This is a genomic window from Flavobacterium wongokense (genome assembly GCF_021608265.1).
Lineage (GTDB): Bacteria > Bacteroidota > Bacteroidia > Flavobacteriales > Flavobacteriaceae > Flavobacterium > Flavobacterium wongokense.
In genome coordinates, this window is sequence record NZ_JAKIHP010000001.1 from 1,104,352 (window position 1) to 1,128,819 (window position 24,468).

The following is a 24,468-nucleotide window of genomic DNA, read 5'->3' on the forward strand; positions in this document are numbered from 1 at the left end:
TTAATCTATACGTTTAAGCCATGCAGAACCAATTCGAAAAAACGCTGTTTATTTTATTGTTATTAGTATTTAATTACTCAAATGCACAGGATTCATTAAAATCTGTCAAGCCCAATCCGATAGTCTTTTTTGAAGGCTATGCAGGTTTTGGAGGAGGTGCCACAAGCGGAGTCGTTTATGGTGCCACTTTAAATTACCAAGTCTTGGAAAATGACTTATTTACTTTCAGGCTTGGAGGCTTCTCCGGATTTGAGAACAAAGTATTTTCAATGGATCCACCAGTTCCGGTTCCGGTATTCAATAAAGCCCAGCATATTATGGATTATGGGTTGCTTTATGGGAAAAGATGGGCAAAAAATGGCCATTCATTGAGTATTTCAGCAGGAATATCACATGTGCATTGGAATCATTGGAGGAATGAGGAAAACAATTATTACACAGTCAAAGACAATTCACTTGGGTTTCCTTTTGAACTGAATTTCAAATGGTTTAAAAAAGAGAAAAGGAGATTAATGGCTTATGGCTTTATACCTCTTACTTCAAGGCAGGTCAGCTTTGGTGGAAGTTTTGGCTTCAAACTGGTGGGAAATATTTCAAAAACCAATTACTTTGGAATTGCAATTAGTTCCGGTTTTGGTTGGCATAAGAAATATTAACTATTTTTGATGAATGAATTCAAAAATTCTTTTTGCACTTAGTTTTGTATCTTGCTTTTCATTCATTTATTCCCAAAAGAAAATGATTACACCTCCTTATTTACAAAAAGGCGACACGATTGCCATAGTTTCTACAGCACGGAAAAATATTGAAGACAACCTGAAACCAACGATTGATTTGCTTGAAGGTTGGGGTTTGAAAGTTAAACTCGGCAAAACCATCGGGCTCGATTATTATCAATTGGCAGGAACGGATGACCAACGTGCTGCCGATTTCCAGGAGCAGATGGACAATCCGAATATCAAGGCAATTTGGTGTGTCCGCGGAGGATATGGAACCGTAAAGATGATTGACAAATTGGATTTTACCAAATTCAGGCAAAACCCAAAGTGGATTGTCGGTTTTAGCGATGTAACGGTTTTGCACAGTCAATTGAACCGAATGGGCATTGAATCCATACACGGAACAATGCCGGTTGCCATTCCACGAGCGACGGATGAAGCCAAGAATTCGCTGTGTGCTGCTTTGTTTGGCGACAAATTGCAATACACCTTAGATTGCGATGCGTTGAATCATAATGGCAAAGCCAAAGGCGAATTGGTTGGCGGCAACCTTTCTATTTTATACAGTTTGCTGGGCTCAGAATCAGCAGTTGACTGTTCGGATAAAATATTGTTCATTGAAGATTTGGATGAATATTTATACCACATAGACCGAATGATGATGAACCTGAAACGCAATGGATGCCTGTCGGGTTTAAAAGGAATCATTGTTGGTGCGATGACCGAAATGAAGGACAATGACATTCCATGGGGAAGAAATGCATTGGAAATAATCGAAGATGTTACCAAAGGCCTGAACATTCCAATCATTTATAATTTTCCTGCCGGGCATATCCGCGACAATCGTGCTATGATTTTTGGAAGACAGGTTTCGATGGAAGTGAATGCAAAGGAAAGCAAAGTGATTTTTGAATAAATGGCAGAGCACAACGAACTTGGGAAATTAGGAGAAGAGCTCGCGGAGGGTTTTTTGAAACAAAACGGTTATACTATATTGGAAACCAATTGGACCTTTCAAAAAGCGGAAATTGATATTATAGCCCAAAAGGATAATACCATTGCGGCAGTTGAGGTAAAAACCCGTTCGTCAATTGATTTTGGACTGCCACAGGATTTTGTAAAGAATGCCAAAGTAAAGCTGTTGGTTAAGGCAATGGATGAATACATTACTTCCAATGATTTGGATGCTGAGGTTCGATTTGATATCATTGCCATCAGCAGGGAAGATAAAAAATTTAAAATTGAGCATATCGAAGATGCATTTTATCACTTTTAAATTACATATTTTTGAAACTTTTTATAAACTTTTACGACTATTATATAATATCTAATATGCTTGATTTCAATAACTTTGTCAAAAATAAATTCACTATGAAAAAATGTTTACTATTAACTGCGCTATTTTGTCTTACCAATTTATTGGCACAAAATAAGGTTGGAGAAAAAGTGTTGGAATTGCAAAGGCTGCGAGCCAATTTCAAACCAATTTCTGTTTTAGTTCCAACTCAGGATACCACCGACAATGATGTAGATAAAGTTGTCGACGGCGCAACATTAGCCACTATAAACCTTGACAAAGTCAACGAAATTGTTTCCAATAAATACAGCACTATCGAATTACAGATTCCGTATCAAAACCGAATCATTTCAGTGCTTCTTTATCAGGTTAACCCATTTGTAGAAGGGTTCCATGTTGATACCAATAAAAAACAAAACATCGCTTACGAAAAAGGGGTTTACTACAGGGGAATCATCAAAGGGGAAACCAAATCTGTTTCTGCTTTCAACTTTTTTAACGGAGAATTCAACGGTATCATTTCCGATTCGGAGCTTGGTAACGTTGTCGTAGGTAAGCTGGTAAAACTTAACAATCAAACAGATTATATTGTTTACTCTGATGCCAAGATGAAAGTCTTAAATGATTTCGACTGCCATGTAAAGGATGACAATATCCCGGTTAGAACCAACGGAACCTTAAACAGGGACATCAACAGTGCCAAATGTGTATCCATGTATTTTGAAGTGGACTACAATATATTCGAAGCGAATGGGAGCAGCGAAGCAGCAACTATCGACTGGATGACATCGGTATTCAATAATGTGCAGACACTTTACAATAACGATGGAATTACGGTAGGTTTAAAATCAATTTTTATCTGGACTGATTTTGATCCTTATGAAGGAATTGGAGATTCGTCTGGCGATTACCTGAATGCATTCCCTGAAATTACTCCGGTTTTTGATGGTGATGTGGGACAATTAGTTGGCATAGACCCAGGTGGGCTTGGAGGCGTAGCAGTTGATATTAATGGTTTGTGTACCGAAAATAATTACAGTTATTCCGATGTAAATTTTAATTTCAGTAGTGTCCCAACCTATTCCTGGACAGTACAGGTAATAACCCACGAGTTTGGCCACCTTTTAGGTTCAAGGCATACCCACGCCTGTGTTTGGAATGGTAACAATACTTCGATAGACGGTTGCGGAACCCAGGCTGGATACTCTGAAGGAACATGTCCTTTGGGGCCAATTCCCTCAGCAGCCGAAAAAGGAACCATTATGAGTTATTGCCATTTAGTTTCTGGAGTTGGAATCAGTTTAAGTAATGGTTTCGGGCCACAACCTGCCTTGGCAATTTTAACAGCAGTTAATGGAAGTGGATGCCTAAGCTCTGATTGTACGACAAGCTGCCCAAATACAGTTACCGAGATTACCACAAGCAATATCACACCAACAGAGGTCACAATAGGCTGGACTGATGTTGGCTCCGCAACTTCATGGCAGGTTGCAGTTACTCCGTTTGCATCATCGACCATCGTTTGGAATACGGCAACAACAAATTCGTATACTGTGTCTGGGCTAAATCCAAACACGTATTACAAAATAAGGGTGAGGCCACTATGTGCTGGTTTTGACCCGGCATCAAGAACAAAAATATTTGCGACTACAACGGCAAATTGGTGTTCCAGCGTATCTTTTACAGATACTGGAGGCACAACTGGAAACTACACCAACATGGAATCGTGGGTAAGGACCATGACACCATATAACATTGGATTAAAGTTGAGGGTAACTTTCCTAAGTTTTAATTTGGAATCGAATTATGACTACTTACAGGTTATTAATGGGCCTACGGAATTTCATCCGCCACTTTCAACAGGTTTAGGCCTAACAGGAGTGACAAATCCAGGACAATTCAATTCAACAGCGGCAGATGGTTCGTTGACGTTTAAATTCACATCAGACCAAGGCGTTGTTGCTTCAGGATGGAATGCAACTATAACCTGCACAGGAACATTGGGTGTTGAAAACACCGACTTCTTAGACTATAGTTATTATCCAAACCCAACAACCGGAAGAGTGACTATCACTTCTAAAGATGCAATAACAGAAGTTACGGTTTACAATGTTCAGGGACAATTATTATATACTCAGAAGTTAAACGAGCTGACGACCAATGTAGATATTTCACAGTTTGCAACAGGAACCTATTTCTTTAAACTGAAAATAAATGACCGCGAAGCTAATTTCAAAGTTGTGAAAATGTAATTTTAAAACAGACCAATAAAAAAGCCCCATAATTAGGGGCTTTTTTATTGCATAAGATTCCTGATGAATGCTTTTTCCCGATGCCATAATACAATTGTTAATTTTTTATTTAGATTAGCAAAAATATTATGACTTTATGGACCAAACTTTTACTATACCAGCGCCAATAAATTTGCCTGAAAATTTAACGAAACTATCCAATTCCTATATGATAAAAGCCAGCTTGGCAGTACTGGCAATAATTACCTTCTTTGCACTTTATGTATTGTTGATCATAGGGCTAGGTTATTTGGTTCTATGGGCATTTACCTATGATATGCTCGAGATAAACAAATTGACGATTTTGGCAAAAATTGGAGCTATCGCAGGATCTATAATGTTGTTTGTGTTTACACTTAAATTCATATTTAAACTAAAAAACCATAAACCTTCCAACCGCATTAAACTTCATAAAGAAGACTATCCGCAATTATTTGAATTTGTTTACCAAATCTGCAAAGAGACCGGAGCGCCAAAACCAAAATCCATTTATGTTGATCCCGATGTGAATGCCTATGTTTCCTATACCAATATATGGCTTAGCCTATTCTTCCCAACAGGAAAAGACCTTACGATTGGCCTTGGTTTGGTCAGCTCGCTTAACATGAGCGAATTCAAAGCAGTAATGGCTCATGAGTTTGGTCATTTTGCCCAGAAGAGCATGAAAATCGGAAGTTATATCCACAGCGCAAATACTATTATTTATGATATGATTTTCAACCGTGACAGCTGGGACGAATTACTGGACAAATGGAGAGGCTCGGATATCAGGCTGTCTGCTGCAGCATGGATAATTACACCATTGATATGGCTCATTAGGAAAGCACTGGAGTTATTTTATATGTTCCTGAATTATATGCACTCAGCCCTTTCAAGGGAAATGGAATTCAATGCCGATAAAGTAGCCGTGAAAACAACAGGAAGCCTGGCAATCGTTTCGGCTTTATGGAAATTGGACTTTGGTTCCAACTATTGGAATACCATTGTAAATAATGCTTTCCATGCTACCAAGAAAAAGGTTTACACCAAAAATCTATATTCCCATAACCTCAATTTCATTGAAAAGGAAAGACCTGTAGTCGAGCAAAAATTCAATGAATTGCCACAGGAGGAATCCGGAGCCAAACAGTTTTTTTCGAGCTCCAACACTTCTAAGGTGAATATGTATGCCAGTCATCCGCCAAACGACCACAGGGAAAAAAATGCCAAAACTCCTTTTGTGGATTGTGAATTTGACAAACGCTCGCCATGGCTGATTTTTAATAAGGCAGAACAACTTCAGGAAGAAATGACCGCATTGATATATGAAAATTATTTGGGCAAAACACCAAATGAATATGTATCCTTCACCGACTTCGAAAAATTTATCGAATCGGAATCGAGGAATGAAGCGTTGACCAATGAATTTGAGAACACCTTTGAACTTCGTTTTATTAATATTCCGGATTTGGAAGACTTTAAAAAACTCGATGGTTTTGAAGGTGATTTTTCGGTAAGGATCAAAGAAATAAAAGAACAGCTCAAAGAACTAATGATTCCGGTAAGAGCGGTTGCAGATAAAATGCTTAAAGTACAGCAGATTGCCTCAAAGGAAATTAAGGATAAAACCATCGAGCATAACGGTGTTGTTTACAATCAAAAAGAATTACAGGAGTGTTATAATATACTTTATAACGAAAGGGAAACATTGTTTTCGGAGAAATTCAAAGGCTGGGACGAGCTGTTTCTGCAATCGTATTACAGGCTTGCCAAAACCAAGGGTAAGGCAGCGCAATTGTTGGATCTTTATGCCCAACAAAAAAATATCATTGGAATCTATCAGGGACTTATGGTAGGCAAAGGTAAAATCATGAATGGCATTGGTAATCTTCAGGCCAATAAAGATGTTACGCAGGCAATGATTGACAGATTGGCCAATGAAATTATGGAATATATTGATGAAATCAATGATACGATTGCCAATCTGGATTCTTCGGTTTTTGTGGCTTTGCCCAATATTGAAACCTTGGAAGAATTAAAGGACTCCATCATAGAAGGCGGAAAAGTTGAAAAGGAATCGGGCCAGATTTTTGAAAATGGCGGATTGAATAAGATGGTCAATGCTATAGAAAATGCAATTATAAGCTGCAACAGGGTGGAAAATAAAAATATAGATCAAATATTATCGTTTCATAAAAGCCTTGTATAAAGCACTTATTTCATCATCTCCATATATTCCAAAGCCTTGTTAATGGACTTAACATTTTCAAAAGTGATGAGTAAGCGCAAACCGTTTTTGGTTTCCTTCTCTTTCATTTTGCAGATGTTCCCGTTTTGCTGTACAAATTGGAGCATCTGCCTGAATTGTTTCGAATTGTAATAATCCGATTGCTGGTCGCCCACAAAATAACCAATCAGTTTGCCCTGCTTCATGATGATTTTTTCAATCCCCATTTGGGTTGCAATCCATTTGATGCGGATGCTGTTCAGCAGCGCTTTGGCTTCTTTTGGCAATGGCCCAAAACGGTCAATCAGTTTGGTTTCGTAAGCCAATAAACCTGCTTCGTCCTTAATGTTGCTCAATTCGTTGTACAGGTTCAGACGCTCTGTGATGTTGTTGATGTATTCATCAGGGAACAGCAATTCAAAATCGGTATCAATCTGCAGTTCTTTTACATATTCTTTGGTGTCAACATCATTTTCCGATTCGTAAAGTTCCTTGAATTCGTTTTCCTTTAACTCTTCAATGGCTTCGTTCATAATCTTCTGATAGGTTTCAAAACCGATTTCGTTAATGAAGCCACTTTGTTCTCCGCCCAATAAATCTCCGGCACCACGAATTTCCAAATCCTTCATCGCAATGTTGAAACCACTTCCCAATTCGCTGAATTGTTCCAACGCCTGAATACGTTTTCGGGCATCGTCAGTCATCACCGAATAAGGTGGGCAAATGAAATAACAAAATGCTTTCTTATTACTTCGACCAACTCTTCCACGCATCTGATGCAAATCGGACAGCCCAAAATTATTGGCATTGTTGATGAAAATCGTATTGGCATTCGGTACATCCAAACCGCTTTCAATGATTGTTGTAGCAACCAAAACATCAAACTCGCCATTCATAAACCCAAGCATCAGTTCTTCGAGTTTGTTGCCTTCCATTTGGCCATGACCAATTCCAACCCGTGCATCGGGAACCAAACGCTGAATCATTCCGGCAATTTCCTTTATGTTTTCGATTCGATTATTGATGAAAAATACCTGCCCGTTTCGTTGGATTTCATACGAAATAGCGTCACGGATCAGTTCTTCACTAAAACCAACAACCTGAGATTCTATTGGGTAACGATTTGGTGGAGGTGTTGTAATTACAGATAAATCCCTTGCTGCCATCAATGAAAACTGCAAAGTCCTTGGAATAGGCGTTGCGGTCAAAGTCAGGGTATCAACATTGGCAGCAATCGTTTTGAGTTTGTCTTTTACGTTTACGCCAAACTTTTGTTCTTCATCTACAATCAGTAAGCCTAAATCCTTAAACTTGACATTTTTGTTGACCAATTGGTGTGTCCCAATTACAATATCGAGTTTTCCGGACGCCAAATCTTCTATCGTTTGTGCTTTTTGTTTGGCAGATCGGAAACGGTTGAGGTAACCGATATTGACCGGCATGTCTTTTAATCTTTCTGAAAATGTTCGATAATGTTGGTAAGCCAAAATCGTAGTTGGAACCAAAATCGCCACCTGTTTGCTATTGTCGACAGCTTTAAAAGCCGCACGAATCGCCACTTCGGTTTTACCAAATCCTACATCGCCGCAAACCAAACGGTCCATAGGGCGGTCTTTTTCCATGTCGGCTTTAACGTCCTGTGTCGCGGTCATTTGGTCCGGAGTGTCTTCATAAATGAACGAACTTTCCAATTCCTTCTGTAGGTAACTATCCGGTGCGCAGGCAAAACCTTTCTCCAATCGGCGCTTTGCATAAAGCTGGATCAGGTTAAACGCAATGTGTTTGACACGCGCTTTTGTTTTTTGTTTTAAGGTTTTCCAGGCATTGGAACCTAGCTTGTAAATCTTGGGTGGTGTCCCGTCTTTTCCGGTATATTTTGAGATTTTATGCAGCGAATGAATGCTTACATACACGATGTCGTTATCGGCATAAGCCAATTTGATTGCTTCCTGCGTTTTGCCTTCCACCTGTATTTTCTGAAGTCCGCCAAACTTACCGATGCCGTGATCGATGTGCGTCACATAATCGCCAACAGATAGTGAATTCAGTTCTTTTAGTGTAAGCGTCTGTTTTTTGGAATAGCCATTTTTGATGTTGAATTTGTGGTAACGCTCAAAAATCTGATGGTCGGTGTAACAGGCAATTTGGTTTTCCTCGTCGATGAAACCCTGATACAATGAAGAAACAATCGTATGGTATTGTTTGCGGACATTCTCATGATTCTCTTCATCGATACTTTCAAAAATATCATGGAAACGATTCGCCTGCGCTTCATTCGAACAGAACAGGTAATTGGTGTAACCATTAAAATGATTGTCGCTCAGATTGTTCAGCAACAGGTCAAACTGCTTGTTGAACGAAGGTTGAGGCTGTATGTGGAATTCGAAAGATTTGGTCGTTTTGAAAAACGGCTTGTTGGATAATTCAATGAGGGAAAAATCCAAAGCCTTGTGTAAAAACGCTTCCTGATTCAGGAATAAATGTTTGGGTTCGGCGTGTTTTACGTCTTTCGAAAGCTTGTCAAAAGTTTCGATGGCTTTGTCAAAAAGCTTGTTCAATTGAGAAGTCAGGAATTCGGTGTTCTCAATGCATAAAACGGTTTTTTCGCTGATATATTCTAGAAAACTTTCACGGTTTTCTTTGATGAATTTATTCTCCAGATTGGGAATAATAGTAATCTTGTTGTGCTTTTCAACCGAAAGCTGGGTTTCAACGTCAAAGGTTCGGATGCTGTCTACTTCGTTACCAAAAAATTCAATCCGGTACGGATTGTCATTAGAAAACGAAAACACATCCAAAATTCCACCACGAACCGAAAACTCTCCGGGTTCAGTTATAAAATCTACGCGCTTGAATTCGTATTCAAATAAGACTTCGTTGATAAAGTCAATGGACACGGTTTCGCCAACGGAAACTTTGAGTGTATTTTTTTCGAGTTCCTTTCGGGTAACGACTTTTTCAAAAAGAGCTTCAGGATAGGTGACAATTACAGCAGGTTTTTTGCGCGAATTGATTCGGTTCAACACTTCGGAACGCAATAATACATTGGCGTTGTCCGTTTCCTCAATTTGATACGGGCGACGATACGAACTAGGATAAAACAGCACGTCATTAGCACCAATCATCTGTTCCAAATCGTTCAAATAATAAGCTGCTTCTTCCTTTTCGTTGAAGATTAACAGGAATGGTTTTTCGCTTTGCTTGAAAATAGCCTGGAATACGAACGAGAACGACGAGCCCAAAAGCCCTTTTAACTGTAGTTTTGTTAAAGGATCTTGATTCGCCAGTTCGCTACCGCTTGTGCCAAGTTCGTTTGCAATTTGTCTGACTTTCGTCGAATGGAGATAACTATTGTATAAGGAAGCTAAACTCACAATTTATTTAACGTTTTTTGGTTCGTTCGGAATTGCCCTTGCCGTGTCCAACATTCGAATCATATCGGCTTCACCTTCTTCCATTTTGATTTCGCCCCTTCGTTTGATTTCTTCAAGCTGTGCATTCATCGAAGCCAATTCGGTGTTGATTTCCTGCGCCAACTGCACAATCTTTTTATCGGGAATCTGACCTAGATGGATATAAAGGTTTATCGCGTTGACTTTGGTTGTGATGACTGCAATGCGGCTTTTGACCTCAGGCAGGTTATATTTTACCGGAATGTTATTGTTTAGTTCAAGAGCTCTTTTGGAAAGTGTTTTGGCTTTTTGCTGAAACGCACTTATCGAGCTTTTTGGTTTTTGGCCCAGTTCATTTAAAAATACGCGCCACTCTGCCCAGTACTTAGTCAATTCGCGTGATGCTTCATTGGAAGGAGTCGAATTAAAATTCCAGCCATTATTGATGTTGTTGAATATAGCCTCTCTTTTTTGTGCTTCTTTTTGTTGCTGCTCTTCACGGACTTTTGGATCTTCCTGGCAGGATGAAAGAAAAACCAATAATAATGCTGAAAAAAGTAATTTCATAAAAATGAATTAAAACACAAAGGTACAAAGGTAAAAGGAAAGTTTGGTAGGATGGAGTTAAAGGGATTATAATTTTTAAGTTGGGTCAAAACAAAAAATGCTTCCGGTTGGGGAAGCATTTTTATAAAGTTTATTTGATTATTTTTTTTTGGTAACGGCAAAGCCTCTTGCTCTCATCAAAGCATCAGTAGATACTTCACGGCCACGGAATTTTTTATAGGCAATCGCAGGATCAACAGTATTTCCAATGCTGAATACATTTTCATACAAACGTTTTGCAACTTCTTTGTTGTACATGCCGGTTTTGGTTTCAGTAAATGCTTCTGTGGCATCAGCACTGATGGCGTCAGCCCATAAATAGCCATAATAACCTGCAGCATAAGCATCGTCAGAGAAGATATGCCCAAACTGCGGAATCCTGTGACGCATCACAATTTCCTTTGGCATGTTTAAATCCTCCAATGTTTGCGCCTCAAATTTTTTCGGATTAATATCAGGATCTGACAATAAATGCAGTTTCATGTCAACCAAAGCACTGGCAATAGTTTCTACAGTTGAAAATGCTTCGTTAAACGTTGCTGCCCTATTGTTTCTTTCTACCAAAGACATTGGCATTGGTTTCCCGGTTTTGTAATGTAAAGCGAATTTGTTCAATACTTCAGGCGTTGCCAGCCAGCGTTCCAAAATCTGTGAAGGGAATTCTACATAATCCCTTGGCGTATTGGTTCCTGATAAACTTGGATAAGTAACATTGGAATTTAAACCGTGTAAGGCATGCCCGAATTCATGGAATAAAGTACTGGCATCATCCCATGAAATCAGGATTGGCTCTCCTTCATTTCCTTTGATGAAGTTACAGTTATTGGATACAAGTGTAATGACATCACCATCAACCCTGCTTTGTTCTCTGGTTGCATTCATCCACGCACCGGAACGTTTTCCCTTACGTGCATAAGGATCGAAATACCACACACCAACAACCTTGTTAGTGGTTTTGTTAAACACTTCCCATGTTCTTACATCAGGATGGAAAACAGGAACGTTGGTAACCTGCCTGAATCCTAAGTTGAAAATTTCACCCGCAACCCAGAACATTCCTTCGCGCAGTTTTTCCAATTGAAGGTAAGGCTTTAAATCATTTTGATCTAAATCGTATTTTGCTTTTCTGACTTTTTCAGAGTAGTAACGATAGTCCCATGCTGCAATTTGGAATTTTCCACCTTCAGCGTCAACCAGTTTCTGCATCTCGGCAACATCTGCTTTTACCTTATCAATTGCAGGAGTCCAAACAGACATCATCAAGTCTAATGTTTTTTCAGGTTTTTGAGCCATAGTGTTTGACAAACTCCAATCAGCAAAGGTTTTGAACCCTAGCAATTGTGCCTTCTCTGAGCGCAGTTTTAAAATCTTAACTAAGGTTTCATTATTATTGTTGGCATTGTCATTGTCTCCACGGCTGGTAAAGATTTGAAATGCTTTTTCCCTTAAATCCCTGCGGTTTGAGAACGTCAGGAAAGGTTCAATAGACGAACGCGTATTGGCAATGCATCCCATGATTTTGAGGTTTCTCTCTTTGGCATCTGCGATAGCGGCATTTTTCAATTCTTCAGGTAATCCATCAAAATCGGCTGGTGCTTTTAATTCTAAATAGTAATTGGTTTCGTCAGCCAACTGATTTTGGCTGAACTTGGTAAATAGCCCGGCCAATTCCTCGTTGATTTTTGCAATTCGGTCTTTGCTCGCTGCATCTGCATTGGCGCCTTCGCGTACGAAGTTTGAATAATAAAGCCATACCAAACGCTGTTGTTCCGGAGTTAATTTTTCTTTTTGAGACGAATTATAAATCTGTGAAATTCTCTCAAACAGCTTGGCGTTTTGATAGTATTTGTTGTTTAGTTCAGAAAACTTAGGCGTCATTTCAGTTTCGATAGGTTCAAACTCCGGACTGTTCATGTTGGAGCTATAGATGCCAAAAACGGCATAAACCTGGTTCAGCCTTTTACCCGCTTTTTCCAACGCTACAATAGTATTGTCAAAAGTTGCAGGCTCCGGATTGTTGGCAATCTGTTCAACCTGTCCCAGTTTTTCCTTTATGGCAAATTCAATGGCCTGTCTTAAATCTTTTAGTTTGTAGTCCTTAAATGCAGGAACGCCGCCATAAGGTCCGGTCCAGTCTTTTAAGAACGGATTAGAATTTTGGGCATTTGCAACAATTGGGGCAATCATAATCAAGCTTAAAATTATTTTTTTCATTGGTTAATTTATTTGATTTATCAAAAGTAGTGAAAAATCAATTCATTGCAGACATTTGAAAATCATTACAGATAATTCTATAAATTTGAGAAAAAAGAAAAGCTATGTTTCAATCCAGAAAAGGCATTGTTTATGTTATTCTTGCCGGAATATTTATCACCAATGCCGTCTTGGCCGAACTCATTGGCGGAAAGTTAATTGATGTTGGGCCAGCCGTCATGAGCATCGGAATCCTGCCGTGGCCAATCGTTTTCGTAACCACCGATTTAATCAACGAATATTTTGGCGAAAAAGGAGTCCGCAAACTTTCTATTATTACAGCCTGCCTGATTGCCTACACCTTTATAGTCTTGTTTTTTGCCATGAAAATTCCGTCTACAGGTATCAGTACAGTTTCAACAGAACAGTTCAATGCGGTATTTGGGCAGAGCCAGTTAATCATCGTCGGAAGCATCACGGCCTTTTTGGTTTCGCAGCTGATTGATGTGAGCATTTTCCATTTTTTCAAAAGAAGGACAGGCGAGCGGAAAATATGGCTCAGGAGTACGGGCTCAACAGTAATTTCACAACTATTCGATAGTTTTATCGTTCTCGGAATTGCATTTTGGATTCCCGGCATTATGGACACGAAAACTTTTTTCCTTTCGGCAATGACGGGTTATTCGGTAAAGTTGGCTATTGCTGTTTTGATGACGCCAATGATTTATTTGGGACATAATTTAATTGATAAATATATTGCTAAAGATGAAAAATAAAGTACGCTGTTCCTGGTGTGAGAAAGATGATTTGTACCGCGATTACCACGATAACGAATGGGGAAATCCTGTTTATGATGATGACAAACTCTTTGAGTTTTTGGTTTTGGAAACCTTTCAGGCAGGCTTGAGTTGGTATACGATTTTGAAAAAAAGGGATAATTTCCGCAAGGCTTTTGACAACTTCGATTATAAGAAAGTTGCCAAATATGGCGATAAAGAAGTCGAAGAATTGATGCAGGATGCCGGAATTATCCGCAATGGGCTGAAGATAAAAGGAACGATAGCCAATGCAATTGCCTTTATGGAAGTACAGAAAGAGTTTGGTAGTTTTTCCAAATACATTTGGGGATTTACCGGTGGAAAACCCATTGACAATAATGTCAAAAAAATGAGCGATGTCAAGGCAACGACGCCACTTTCAGACGAAATCAGCAAAGATTTAAAAAAACGGGGTTTTAAATTTGTGGGTTCAACGGTAGTTTATGCGCACATGCAGGCAACGGGAATGGTCAACGACCATGTTGCTGAATGCTGGAAGAAAAATTAATTTCCTCCGATTTCAGGACTTTCATAAACGTTTCCCTTGAAATTTCTATGGCGCCCAATTTTTCCAAATGGTCGTTGTGTACCTGGCAGTCGAGCAATTTGTAATTGTGTTCCTTTAGGTATTTGATTAAAGTCACAAACGCAATTTTACTCGCATTAGGAACTTTTGAAAACATGCTTTCACCACAGAAAATATGGCCCAAATCGATGCCGTACAATCCGCCAACGAGTTCGTCATTCTGCCATACTTCAACCGATTTGGCAATTCCCATTTCGTGAAGTTTGGTATACGATGCTACAAAATCATCCGAAAGCCAGGTTCCGTTTTGTCCAGGCCTTTCAATTTGTTGGCAGCCCAAGATCACTTCCCTGAAATTTTGATTAAAAGTAACGCTGAATTTATTTTGGTTCAACAGGTTCCGCATGCTTTTGGAAACTTTGTAGATGGAAGGAACAACCACCATTCTTTCGGGCGGTGACCACCACAAGATGGGATCGTCTTCATCAAACCAGGGAAAAATCCCGTTGCGATAAGCCAACAGCAATCTGTCAATAGACAAATCGCCGCCAATGGCGAGAACGCCTTCGAAAGAGGCTTCGTCAACAGGCGGGAAATATAATTCTTTGGATAAAAAATACATTGGTATTTAATTTAAAAAGCCAGAAATTAGAACATGACTTCTAACTTCTGACCTCTTTAAACTATTTGCTTTTCTAAAATTAGAATGGCAAATCGTCGTGCTCTTCTTCATTGAAATTTGTAGCCGGAGCAAAAGTTTCTGCTGGAGGCATTGGAGCCATTGATGCAGCAGGAGCTTCTGCCTGGAGTTTTTCAACTCTCCAGCCTTGAATGTCGTTAAAATATTTGGTTTCACCTTGTGGGTTTACCCATTCTCTTCCTCTCAAATTGATAGAAACTTTTACAGCATCGCCAACATTGTAATTGTTTAGCAAATCACATTTGTCCTGTACAAAGTTGATGCTGATAAACTGTGGATATTGCTCTTCTGTAGCGACAACCAATTCTCTTTTTTTAAAACTGGCACTAACTTGCTGCTCAGGATTAATCACTTTAATTTTTCCGGTAACTTCCATAATCATTGTTTTGCTAAAAGCACTTTCCACGCTGAAAGTGCATCATTATTATTCAAATATTCTTTTGCTTTTTGGTGGATTTTCATTTCATCATCCGAACTCAAAACACCTTTTACAGCAAAATTTTGTTGTACAAATATAGTAATTTCTTCTTGGGTTGGCAATGCTTCTATATTACCTAATTTTCCAAAATCATTGCCATCGAAAACACTGCTTTTTTTGATGAAATCGGGAATGGCATCTACTCCAATTCCGAGTGTTGTCAAGGGCTTTTCGACTTCAAACAAACCTTGATTGGAACGGGAATACCAATTTCCGCCAAGACGGGAAACCAAATCAATCTTGTGCTGGTCAATCATATTTTTGTCATCAAGCACTTTTTCACTTACGTGGATTTTAACCACTTCACAAATAATCAGGTTTCCTGCTCCACCTTGATCTCCCAAGGCAATGATTTCGTTCACCCTGCATTCAAACTGAACCGGGCTTTCGGCAACGCGATAGGGTTTTACCATATCGGAAGGCTGCATCGTCAATCCCGATTTTACAAATTCGTTGACACCATCGGCATATTCCGTACTGGATAAGGATGCTTGCTGGACAATGTCGTAATTCACCACATTAATCACAACTTCCTTTGTGGCTTCGCAATTTTCGAGCGTGTGCTTAGTAGTATTGTTGCGAACACGACGTGCCGGTGAAAACACCAAAATTGGCGGATTGGAACTGAACACATTGAAGAAACTGAACGGCGACAAATTGGGTTTACCATTGTTATCCATCGTACTCGCAAAGGCAATGGGCCTTGGTGCCACAGCGGTTTGCAGATAAGCCTGAAGTTGCAAAGGCGAAAGCGTATGTGGTTCGAAACTGAGCATGTTTTTTGTTTTTTACAAATGTAATTTTTATCATCAAAAAAGAGGTAATATTTTTTTCATTACTTTTAAACCAAAATACTCTTCATGCAGTTTTCCGAGAAAAGAAACTTAACCCGTTGGATTATTATCATGGCATCCTTTGTCATTGTGATCCTGATACTATGGAATACCTATTCTTTTTTTCAAATCTTTAAGAATGAAGAGCGTGTCAAAATGCAGAATTGGGCTTTGGCCCAAAAGAAGATTAATAGTGCCGATCTGGATGCCAATGTTGATATGGAACTCCCATTTCAAATCATCCAGGAACCTAACATTCCTATAATTGTTACCGAAAAGGATTCGATTATCAATACCAGCAATATAGACGACGATATTTTAAAAGACAAAAAGAAATTAAAGGCGTTTTTGCAGAAATTGAAAAATCAGAACGATCCCATATTGATGCAGATTTCAGAAGGACAAAAGCATTATTTGTATTATGGTGATTCCTCATTATTGACCAAACTGAAATATTATCCGATTGCATTGGTGTTGATTATTTTCCTTTTCGGAGCCGTAGTTTATAATTTTTACCGAAGCACCAAAATGGCAACACAGAATAAGCTTTGGGCGGGAATGGCAAAGGAAACGGCGCATCAAATTGGTACGCCTTTGTCGTCTTTGATTGGCTGGCTCGAAATCATGAAAGCGGATAATGTGGATGAAACGACCATAAAGGAAATCGAAAAAGACATCAATCGGCTACAAACGATAACCGATCGATTTTCAAAAATTGGGTCGGAACCCGATTTGGAACCGATGAACATCATTACGGAAACTGAACAATCCTTTGAATATTTAAGATCAAGATTTTCAAAACAGGTCGAATTCTCTTTCAAAGCTCCCAAAAGGCCCATCATGGTTTCACTAAATCCCGCATTGCACAGCTGGACTGTAGAGAACCTGGTTAAAAATGCCATTGATGCGATGAAGGGTAAAGGAAAGCTTTCGGTATCGATTGTAAACGACCATAATTTTGTCAAAATCCTTGTTACGGATACTGGAGGTGGAATTCCGAAGAAACAGTTCAAGCGCGTTTTCGAACCGGGTTTCACAACCAAAAAAAGAGGTTGGGGATTGGGATTGTCGTTGACCAAAAGGATTGTAGAAGAATACCACAAAGGGAAAATAAAGGTTGCACATTCCGAAATGGGGAAAGGAACCACCATGCAGGTTTCATTCAAAAAGAAATAAAAAAATCCTCTCGTTTTGAGAGGATTTTTATTTTATAAGTTATTCTGGATTGCCTTAGTCAGTGTTTCAAATTCTTCTTTTGACAAGGATACTTTTCTTTGAAAACGCATATCATCCATATCGTGCAGCGGAATCAGGTGCACATGAACATGTGGCACTTCCAGTCCTACAACGGCAACGCCGATGCGTTTGCATTCTATTGTTTTTTCAACGGCTTTGGCAACTTTTCTCGAGAACTTCATTAATTCAAGATAAAGGGCTTCGTCCATATCGAAAATCTTGTTGATTTCCTGTTTTGGAATGCAGAGCGTGTGTCCTTCCGCATTCGGATTTACATCCAATATGGCAATGAAATTGTCATCCTCGGCCACAATGTAACCCGGAATTTCACGATTGATTATTTTGGTGAAAATGCTGCTCATTAGTCTCTTGAAATCTCCAGAACCTCAAAATTCAACTTACCGTTTGGCACGGTAATTTCCGCAACCTGTCCAACAGATTTTCCAAGCAGGCCTTTTCCAATCGGAGAAGTAACAGAAATTTTACCGGTTTTTAAATCGGCTTCGCTTTCGGCAACAAGTGTGTAATTCATTTCCATTCCGTTTTGCTGGTTCTTGATTTTTACTTTTGATAAAACCAAAACCTTAGACAAATCAAGATGTGATTCGTCAATCAATCTGGCGTTGGAATGTACTTCTTCCAGTTTGGCAATCCTCATTTCAAGCATTCCCTGTGCTTCCTTAGCGGCGTCATATTCTGCGTTTTCAGATAAGTCACCTTTATCTCTGGCTTCTGCAATTGCCTGCGAAGCTTTTGGTCTTTCTATACTTTTAAGTTGATCTAATTCTTCTCTTAATTTCTTTAATCCTTCTGCTGTGTAATAAGATACTGTACTCATGTTATGCTAATTTATATAAATAGAAAAAATCCCATCGGGACGGGATTTCTTTTTGCAAAGATACTATTTTTAATATTATTTCAAATTTGTTTGCGTTTTGTAACGCATGTCAAAGTTAATTAATTTAAATTTGTTTCGCTATGTATTTCTAATAATTTTACTATGAAGAAGATTTTAGTTCTTTTGGCATTCATGCCTTTTATCTTTGGATGTGATACCGGAACTCTTAATTACAACAATCCCAATATTCCCAATTACCCGGTTAATTTGTTAATCAATATGGGTTTGCCACAATACAGTAACCTGCAATTCCCGGGTTATAATATCAAAGATTACTCACAAGGAGCAAGGGGAATTGTGATTTTCAATACCGGAAGTGGCTATAATGCTTTTGATCTGGCATGCCCAAACCAGGCGTTTAATATATGTACTACTCCTTTGAGCATAGCTTCGCCAAGTTCAATTGAAGCAAAATGTAATTGTGATAGCTCTGAGAATCCCTATAGTTTATATACTGGGCAAAACGGACTGCAATATCCACTAAAGCCTTACCGCGTGCAAGTGAACGGAAACAATCTTATCATAACCAATTAATAAAAAATCCTCTCAAACTGAGAGGATTTTATTTTAAAACTTCAATGTTATTCCGGTGAGGATATTAATGCCCGCCTGGGGATAATAGTATGGGTAAACATCGTACATATAACCGTTGGAAACATATTGTTTGTCAAAGACATTATTAACCAAAGTGGTTACAGTTATGGTTTTGAAAACGGATTTAGGTCTAAATTCATACGAGACATTCAAATCGTTTACAAAGTAGTCCTGAAGCTTGGCTGATGGCAATTCGATGTTGTTCATGTATTGTTCTCCTACGAATTTGGACAGCCAGGAAAATTGGAAATTTTCAGAAATCCTGTAGATAAAAATATTTCCTGCCACAATGGACGGCGAATAGGCGATATCTTTTGTCCCGACATTTTCACCCAAAACATTCAAATCCACATTTTTGTTTTGGCTCAAAGTAAAATTCGGGCGAATGATAAACTGTTTGGACAAGGCAAAAGTGGCATCAACCTCCAAACCCAAACGATAGCTTTTTTCGCTGTTGGAACGTATTGGATTCCCAACATCATCAAGATTTCCGGTTAAAATCAATTGGTCTTTGTAAGCCATATAATAAATGTTGGTGTTCACCTTTATTTTTTCAGATACGTAACGCCAGCCCAATTCAAAGTCATCCAATTTTTCAGAAGTAGCATTTCCACCTTCATAATCGGTTCGGTTTGGTTCGCGGTTGGCTTTGGCATAAGAGAAATACAAGGTGTTCTTATCATTGAAACTATAATTCAAACCCGCTTTTGGATTGAAGAAATTGAAAGTGTCATCAACAGTGTCCGCTTGGACGCCATCTGCCCTGTAACCCACAATCCTTACTTGCAAATCGCCATAAAGGCTCAGTTTTTTAGTAAGCTGATAATTGGCTTTTACAAAAAAGTTGTTGTCCGTTTTGGTTGCATTATCATCATAATAATGGTCGCCCAATTCAGAAGTAGAAGCATATCGTGCCCAAATCACTTTTCCAAAATGTTTGCCCTCATACTTGTTCCAGCCGCCACCGGCAACCAAATCCAGTTTGTCTTTTTTGTAATTGACAGAATAGGTTGTTCCGTAAAAATCATTGTCGAGCCATTTTTGGCGAACCAAATCAGTGGTGTTGATGGTCGTTCCGTCAATGACAATCGGCGTCAGGTTATAATCGGCAAAATCGGCATCTTCCTTGTAATTTTCATAAAAGCCTTTCCCCGGAGTATAATGCAGCGCAATGTTCGAACTCCAGTTTTCGGAAATCCTTTCATTCCAATGCAATTGAAAATGATCCTGCTGGTAATTATCGACTTCATTATCATAAAAACGCGTGTTGCCAAATTCATCAGTATAAATTCCGGCCGAATTAAAAGTTCGGTTATCACGCATCGTTTCGCCATCCGTTCCGTTCCAGGATTGATAGGTGATTTCCTTTCCGCCAAAAACCAAGGCTTTGATCAAAGTCGTTTTGCCCACATAAGTTCCCTGTAGGAAATACGATTTCAAATCAGATGAAGCCCTATCGATATAACCGTGCGAATCAATATTGGAAAGCCTTCCGGCTAATTCAAAGTGGTCGTTCAGCAAACCCGAACTGAATTTTACCGTATGTTTTCGGGTATTGAAACTTCCGAAGGAATTTGAGATTTCGCCATTGCTTTCCTTGCTGAAACTATCCGTAAGCAAATTCAAGCTGGCGCCAAAAGCTCCGGCACCATTGGTAGAAGTCCCAACGCCACGCTGCAATTGCAGGCTTTCTACAGAAGAAGCAAAATCGGGCATATTGACCCAATAGGTTCCGCTACTTTCGGCATCGTTGTACGGAATTCCGTTAATCGTAATGTTGACACGGGTTGCATCGCTTCCGCGGACACGGATTCCAGTATAACCGACGCCATTTCCTGCATCGGAAGTAGTAACTACCGATGGCATGTAATTCATCAGGATGGGAATGTCCTGTCCGAGATTGCGGTTTTTGATCTCCTTTTTGTCCAGGTTGCTGAACGAAACCGGAGTTTTTGAAGTCACACGGACCGCAGAGACCAAAACTTCATCGAGTTGGTTGACTTTGGTGGTGTCTTGTACTTTCTCCTGTGAGAAAGAGAAAAAAGAAGAAAGAAGAAAGAGAAAAGAAAAAACAGTCTTGCTTCTTGCTTCTTGCTTCTTGCTTCTGAAAGTGAATAAATTTTCCATTCGTAAAAAATTACGAATAAAAAGAGGTAATTATTCTTGGTTAAAATTAAATGATACTCCTGACGTGTGACTAACGTGCACTTTAGTTCTTCGTCAAATCCCTTAGCAGCATTACCCGCCCAGGTTCATTGGGTATAATCTCAGCTCGTTATTTAGAGCACCCCTTTTGAGACGGGACAAAGGTAAATTTAAATTTTGAATTTTAAATTTAAAGTTTAGGTTTCTTTCTGTTTTCCTTAATTTCTGAAACAGAAGACTTGTCTTTCAGCCGTTTCTCAATAACAGATTTTGGGACCTTGGTTGCTTTTCGTTTTTTGGGAACTTTCAATCCTTTTTCGATTAACTCCAAAAAGCGTTTGGTGACAATTGCCTTGTTCTTAAGCTGGCTTCGGTCTTCGTCGCAGTTTAAGATCAACAGGTTTTCGGAAGTTAATTTAGCGGCAAGTTTGGCTTCAATCAATCTTTTTTCTTCATCGGTCAAAGCCTGCGAAGCATTCAAATCGAAAGTCAATACCACTTTAGAAGAAACCTTATTTACATTCTGTCCACCTGCACCAGAGCTTCTAACTGCCTTAAAGTTTAATTCAGTTATGATTTTTTCAGTTTCCATATTGGGGCTGATGCGCGGGTTTTAGTAAATCGTTTACGGTTTTCACAGGATTGAAGGTAATCAACGGAACTTCCACAAAAACAGTAATCCATTTTGCCATCGCACCATTCCAGAGTCCTGGTAATTCATAGCCTTTCAACTCCTGTCCGTTTCGGTTTTTGGACACTATAAAGCCCGTACTGGTATCAATGAACTGGGTTAAGTCAAACTTTTCGCCATATTGGTTTTTGGTGGCACAAACCAAATCCACCGGATTAAAATGAGTTGCCTTGGCCAATATTTCAGCTTGTTCCGCATTATTGGTTTCCACTTGGGAACTTTCCACAATCTGTAGCGAAACATTGCCTTTATAGCTTCGTACCCAAAACGGTCCTCCGCCTGGTTCCCCTTCATTTTTCACCATTCCGCAAACACGGATTGGACGGTTTAATTTGTTGATGATGAACTCGAGCTTGTTTTCCAGAGTGTATTTTTCGAAATCCTCAATAATGTCAATATTGAGTTTTTGGGCCATGAAATAAATAATTTCAGGAATGCGGCTTTCCTTAATTTCGTCATTCTCGACTGCTTTCAGGATGTTGAAAATCTGTTGCTGCAAATCGAGTAAAACTCCCGCCAAACCTTTTTTATACAAGGTAATTTCCTTGATGTGGTTCTGGATTACGTTGTCGATGTTTTTAATGAAAATGACATCGGCATCGAGATTGTTTAAATTGTTAATCAACGCACCATGTCCGCCGGGACGGAAAACCAATCGGCCATTTTCGGCGCGGAAAGGCTCGTTATTCGGCGCAACCGCAATCGTATCGGTGCTTTTATGCTGATGCGAATAACTGACATGCACTTTGGTTTTGGACTTAGCCTCCACCTTTTGCTTTACCTTGTCAATGATGTTTTCGAATAGGTTTTCGTGATGGTCTGAAACCGTAAAATGCAAATGAGAAACCGAATTGGAGCTCGCATAAAACGCACATTCGTTCAGATGTTCCTCAACCGGAGTTGCGATTTCGGACTCATATTTATGGAAATCCAGAACCCCTTTCGGCTTGTTGGCAAAATCAAAAGAGTCTTGTGAGAGCATTGCCTTGATGAACAAATGGCTCTTCTCATGGCTTTCGAGAGTGTAGTAATCTTTGTGAAGTTCCTTTAGCTTGGATTTTACTGTTTCATAAAAAGGGAACTTTTCAATTCCTGCCAAAAATATCGGAAGGTTTTTATCTTTCTTTCTATTGATGTAAGCGTTTATCGTTTCGTTTTCAGGATCAAAATCGTTCAGGAATTCGTTCAGGAATTTAAACATCCTGCTTGCTGCACCCGAAGCGGGAACAAACTTTTTGAGCTTGAGTTCATCCTTTTTTGAATCAAAGGAATCGGCGTAGTTTTGGAATTCTTCATTCGACAGCTTTACAATTCCATCGTCAATGGTTGCCGGTTTTTCAAGGGTGATTTTTGGAATACCCAATTTGAACAACAAAAGTTCACCTTCAATTTTATCAAGCGAAATACCCAAAGCCTCGATTTGTTCAAAATCTGCTTCGGTAAAATGGTATTTTTTTATTAAATTATCTTTTGTTGTAAAGTTCTCTTCCATTCTAAATAGCCAAAAATGGCAATAATTGTAAAAATTAAATATTGGATGCTCGTAAACGAATATCCTTTAACAAAATACATTGGGATTGAAATAAGGTCACCAATAATCCATAGTATCCAGTTCTCGATTTTCCTTCGCGCCATCAGCCACATTCCTACAAAGAAGATTCCCGTAACCAAAGTATCGACGTAAGATGTCCAGTGGGTAAATTTACCAAAAAATGTATAAACCGCGACCACAAAGCCGACCGTTAACACAAAAATGACCAAAGACCACTTCTTTTCTGACAAAGTCATCATCGAAATCGGAAACTCCACCACATCGCCTTTTTTGCGTGTCCAGTGGTACCACCCATAAATGCTCATCACAACATAGTAAAAATTAATCATCATATCGCCCAGCAACGACCATTTCCAGAGCAGGTAAACATATATCGCCGTGTTGATGATGCCGGTTGGGAATACCCAAACGTTATCCTTCTTGGCATACCAAACACTCAACAATCCGAAGAGGATTGCGGTCACTTCCAAAACAATTTCGTAGGTGGGATAGTCTTTATATTGGTTAAATAGGAATTCGAACATCAGTCAAAAAAGTTTATATCATTTTCAAACGCCGTTCCGATGACAACCAAATCCGCTCCGGCTTTATAGGCATCCTCGATTTGTTTCTTTGAACGGATTCCGCCGCCAACAAGCAAAGGAACCGATATCCTTTCGGAAACATTTTGAATCACTTCCAACGGAACTGCATTCTGCGCACCGCTTCCGGCTTCGAGGTAAATCAGCTTGTTGCCAATGAATTCACCTGCCTTAGCGGTTTGTGATATATAATTGATGTTGTCTTTGGATAAAGGTTTGGTTTGGCTCACACGTTCCACAGCAGTTTCATTACCGCTTTCAATCAACAGATATCCTGTGGAAATAATTTCCAGTTTAGTGTTTTCCAAAATAGGAACCGCATTGATTTGATGTTCAATTAAAAAGTCAGGATTCCTTCCTGATAGTAATTGAAGGAATAAAATACCATCAGCTTCAGCGGATATCTGCGAAGGGTTTCCGGGAAAGAGTAGGATTGGCAGATTGGTTTTTTCCTTTAAACGGATAATGATTTCATCCAGGTGATTGCCTTCAAACGAGCTACCGCCGACAAAAATATAGGTAGCCGGTGATTGCCTAATTTTTCCGGCCAAAACCGAAATAGTTTCCAATACTACTTTATCGGGATCGATTAAAATGGCCAGGAGTTTTTCGCCTTGCTTTTTAGCTTTTACAATTTGGTCGTACAACATTGGCGTTGTGTTTCGTTAAGGTTTGTAAATGTAACCCTTTTTTAAAATCCTTAAAATTATAA

22 protein-coding genes are annotated in these 24,468 nt (G+C 39.2%); 9 read left to right on the forward strand and 13 right to left on the reverse strand.

Going from position 1 to position 24,468, the window contains the following annotated elements; genetic code table 11:
* Positions 1–20 precede the first annotated feature (20 nt).
* The 5 genes from L1S31_RS04745 (at position 21) to L1S31_RS04765 (ending at position 6,495) form a co-directional block, all read left to right on the forward strand.
* Positions 21–656, forward strand: coding sequence for a hypothetical protein (locus L1S31_RS04745; RefSeq protein WP_236462911.1), 636 nt, complete (start codon positions 21–23; stop codon positions 654–656).
* An 82-nt stretch (positions 657–738) separates the two neighbouring features.
* Positions 739–1,635 (forward strand): S66 peptidase family protein, encoded by an 897-nt coding sequence (locus L1S31_RS04750; protein WP_236463516.1) that lies wholly within the window; start codon positions 739–741, stop codon positions 1,633–1,635.
* Entirely contained in the window at positions 1,636–1,995 is a 360-nt protein-coding gene (locus L1S31_RS04755) for a YraN family protein (protein ID WP_236462915.1), read from the forward strand.
* A gap of 95 nt (positions 1,996–2,090) precedes the next feature.
* Positions 2,091–4,268, forward strand: coding sequence for a M12 family metallo-peptidase (locus L1S31_RS04760; protein WP_236462919.1), 2,178 nt, complete (start codon positions 2,091–2,093; stop codon positions 4,266–4,268).
* Between the two features lie 208 nt (positions 4,269–4,476).
* Positions 4,477–6,495, forward strand: a complete 2,019-nt coding sequence (locus tag L1S31_RS04765; protein ID WP_236462922.1) for a M48 family metallopeptidase — start codon at positions 4,477–4,479, stop codon at positions 6,493–6,495.
* A 5-nt stretch (positions 6,496–6,500) separates the two neighbouring features.
* On the opposite strand, the gene mfd is transcribed toward L1S31_RS04765, so the two are convergent.
* The 3 genes from mfd to L1S31_RS04780 all read right to left on the reverse strand — a co-directional run bounded on the left by mfd (position 6,501) and on the right by L1S31_RS04780 (position 12,725).
* A complete protein-coding gene (gene mfd, locus L1S31_RS04770) occupies positions 6,501–9,887 on the reverse strand; it encodes a transcription-repair coupling factor (RefSeq protein ID WP_236462925.1) in 3,387 nt (1,128 codons plus the stop codon).
* A gap of 3 nt (positions 9,888–9,890) precedes the next feature.
* Positions 9,891–10,472 carry a hypothetical protein gene (locus L1S31_RS04775; protein ID WP_236462928.1) on the reverse strand — a complete coding sequence of 194 codons (582 nt, stop codon included), beginning with the start codon at positions 10,470–10,472 and terminating at the stop codon, positions 9,891–9,893.
* 138 nt (positions 10,473–10,610) lie between these two features.
* Positions 10,611–12,725, reverse strand: a complete 2,115-nt coding sequence (locus tag L1S31_RS04780) for a M3 family metallopeptidase (protein WP_236462931.1) — start codon at positions 12,723–12,725, stop codon at positions 10,611–10,613.
* Between the two features lie 104 nt (positions 12,726–12,829).
* Here L1S31_RS04780 and L1S31_RS04785 point away from each other — a divergent pair, with 104 nt between their 5' ends.
* Positions 12,830–13,480, forward strand: coding sequence for a queuosine precursor transporter (locus L1S31_RS04785; protein ID WP_236462934.1), 651 nt, complete (start codon positions 12,830–12,832; stop codon positions 13,478–13,480).
* A complete protein-coding gene (locus L1S31_RS04790) occupies positions 13,470–14,030 on the forward strand; it encodes a DNA-3-methyladenine glycosylase I (RefSeq protein ID WP_236462936.1) in 561 nt (186 codons plus the stop codon). Before L1S31_RS04785 ends, L1S31_RS04790 begins: the two co-directional genes overlap by 11 nt.
* Here the strand turns inward: L1S31_RS04790 and aat are convergent.
* The 3 genes from aat to L1S31_RS04805 all read right to left on the reverse strand — a co-directional run bounded on the left by aat (position 13,993) and on the right by L1S31_RS04805 (position 16,002).
* Entirely contained in the window at positions 13,993–14,670 is a 678-nt protein-coding gene (aat, locus tag L1S31_RS04795; protein ID WP_236462940.1) for a leucyl/phenylalanyl-tRNA--protein transferase, read from the reverse strand. The two genes, L1S31_RS04790 and aat, sit on opposite strands and share 38 nt — an antisense overlap.
* A gap of 79 nt (positions 14,671–14,749) precedes the next feature.
* Entirely contained in the window at positions 14,750–15,124 is a 375-nt protein-coding gene (locus L1S31_RS04800; RefSeq protein WP_236462942.1) for a DUF3127 domain-containing protein, read from the reverse strand.
* A gap of 2 nt (positions 15,125–15,126) precedes the next feature.
* Entirely contained in the window at positions 15,127–16,002 is an 876-nt protein-coding gene (locus tag L1S31_RS04805) for a flavin reductase family protein (protein ID WP_236462945.1), read from the reverse strand.
* 84 nt (positions 16,003–16,086) lie between these two features.
* Between L1S31_RS04805 and L1S31_RS04810 the strand changes: the two genes are divergently transcribed.
* Complete coding sequence (locus L1S31_RS04810; protein WP_236462948.1) at positions 16,087–17,235, forward strand: sensor histidine kinase; 1,149 nt, start codon at positions 16,087–16,089, stop codon at positions 17,233–17,235.
* 32 nt (positions 17,236–17,267) lie between these two features.
* Here the strand turns inward: L1S31_RS04810 and L1S31_RS04815 are convergent, their stop codons facing one another.
* Complete coding sequence (locus tag L1S31_RS04815) at positions 17,268–17,657, reverse strand: HIT family protein (protein ID WP_236462951.1); 390 nt, start codon at positions 17,655–17,657, stop codon at positions 17,268–17,270.
* A complete protein-coding gene (gene greA, locus L1S31_RS04820) occupies positions 17,657–18,133 on the reverse strand; it encodes a transcription elongation factor GreA (protein ID WP_236462954.1) in 477 nt (158 codons plus the stop codon). The genes L1S31_RS04815 and greA overlap by 1 nt, the downstream gene beginning before the upstream one ends.
* 162 nt (positions 18,134–18,295) lie before the next feature.
* On the opposite strand from greA, the gene L1S31_RS04825 reads away from it, so the two are divergent.
* The gene (locus L1S31_RS04825) at positions 18,296–18,727 is read left to right on the forward strand and encodes a hypothetical protein (protein ID WP_236462957.1); all 432 of its coding nucleotides are present in this window, start codon (positions 18,296–18,298) and stop codon (positions 18,725–18,727) included.
* Positions 18,728–18,760: 33 nt separating this feature from the next.
* On the opposite strand, the gene L1S31_RS04830 is transcribed toward L1S31_RS04825, so the two are convergent.
* From L1S31_RS04830 to L1S31_RS04850, 5 genes are all read right to left on the reverse strand, one after another.
* The gene (locus L1S31_RS04830) at positions 18,761–20,914 is read right to left on the reverse strand and encodes a TonB-dependent receptor (protein WP_236462960.1); all 2,154 of its coding nucleotides are present in this window, start codon (positions 20,912–20,914) and stop codon (positions 18,761–18,763) included.
* Positions 20,915–21,122: 208 nt separating this feature from the next.
* Positions 21,123–21,524, reverse strand: a complete 402-nt coding sequence (gene arfB / locus L1S31_RS04835) for an alternative ribosome rescue aminoacyl-tRNA hydrolase ArfB (protein WP_236462963.1) — start codon at positions 21,522–21,524, stop codon at positions 21,123–21,125.
* Positions 21,514–23,115 carry a DUF4301 family protein gene (locus L1S31_RS04840; RefSeq protein WP_236462966.1) on the reverse strand — a complete coding sequence of 534 codons (1,602 nt, stop codon included), beginning with the start codon at positions 23,113–23,115 and terminating at the stop codon, positions 21,514–21,516. Before L1S31_RS04840 ends, arfB begins: the two co-directional genes overlap by 11 nt.
* Positions 23,082–23,699, reverse strand: coding sequence for a nicotinamide riboside transporter PnuC (gene pnuC / locus L1S31_RS04845; RefSeq protein ID WP_236462969.1), 618 nt, complete (start codon positions 23,697–23,699; stop codon positions 23,082–23,084). The genes L1S31_RS04840 and pnuC overlap by 34 nt, the downstream gene beginning before the upstream one ends.
* A complete protein-coding gene (locus L1S31_RS04850; protein WP_236462973.1) occupies positions 23,699–24,406 on the reverse strand; it encodes a phosphoglycerol geranylgeranyltransferase in 708 nt (235 codons plus the stop codon). The genes pnuC and L1S31_RS04850 overlap by 1 nt, the downstream gene beginning before the upstream one ends.
* Positions 24,407–24,468: the final 62 nt, after the last annotated feature.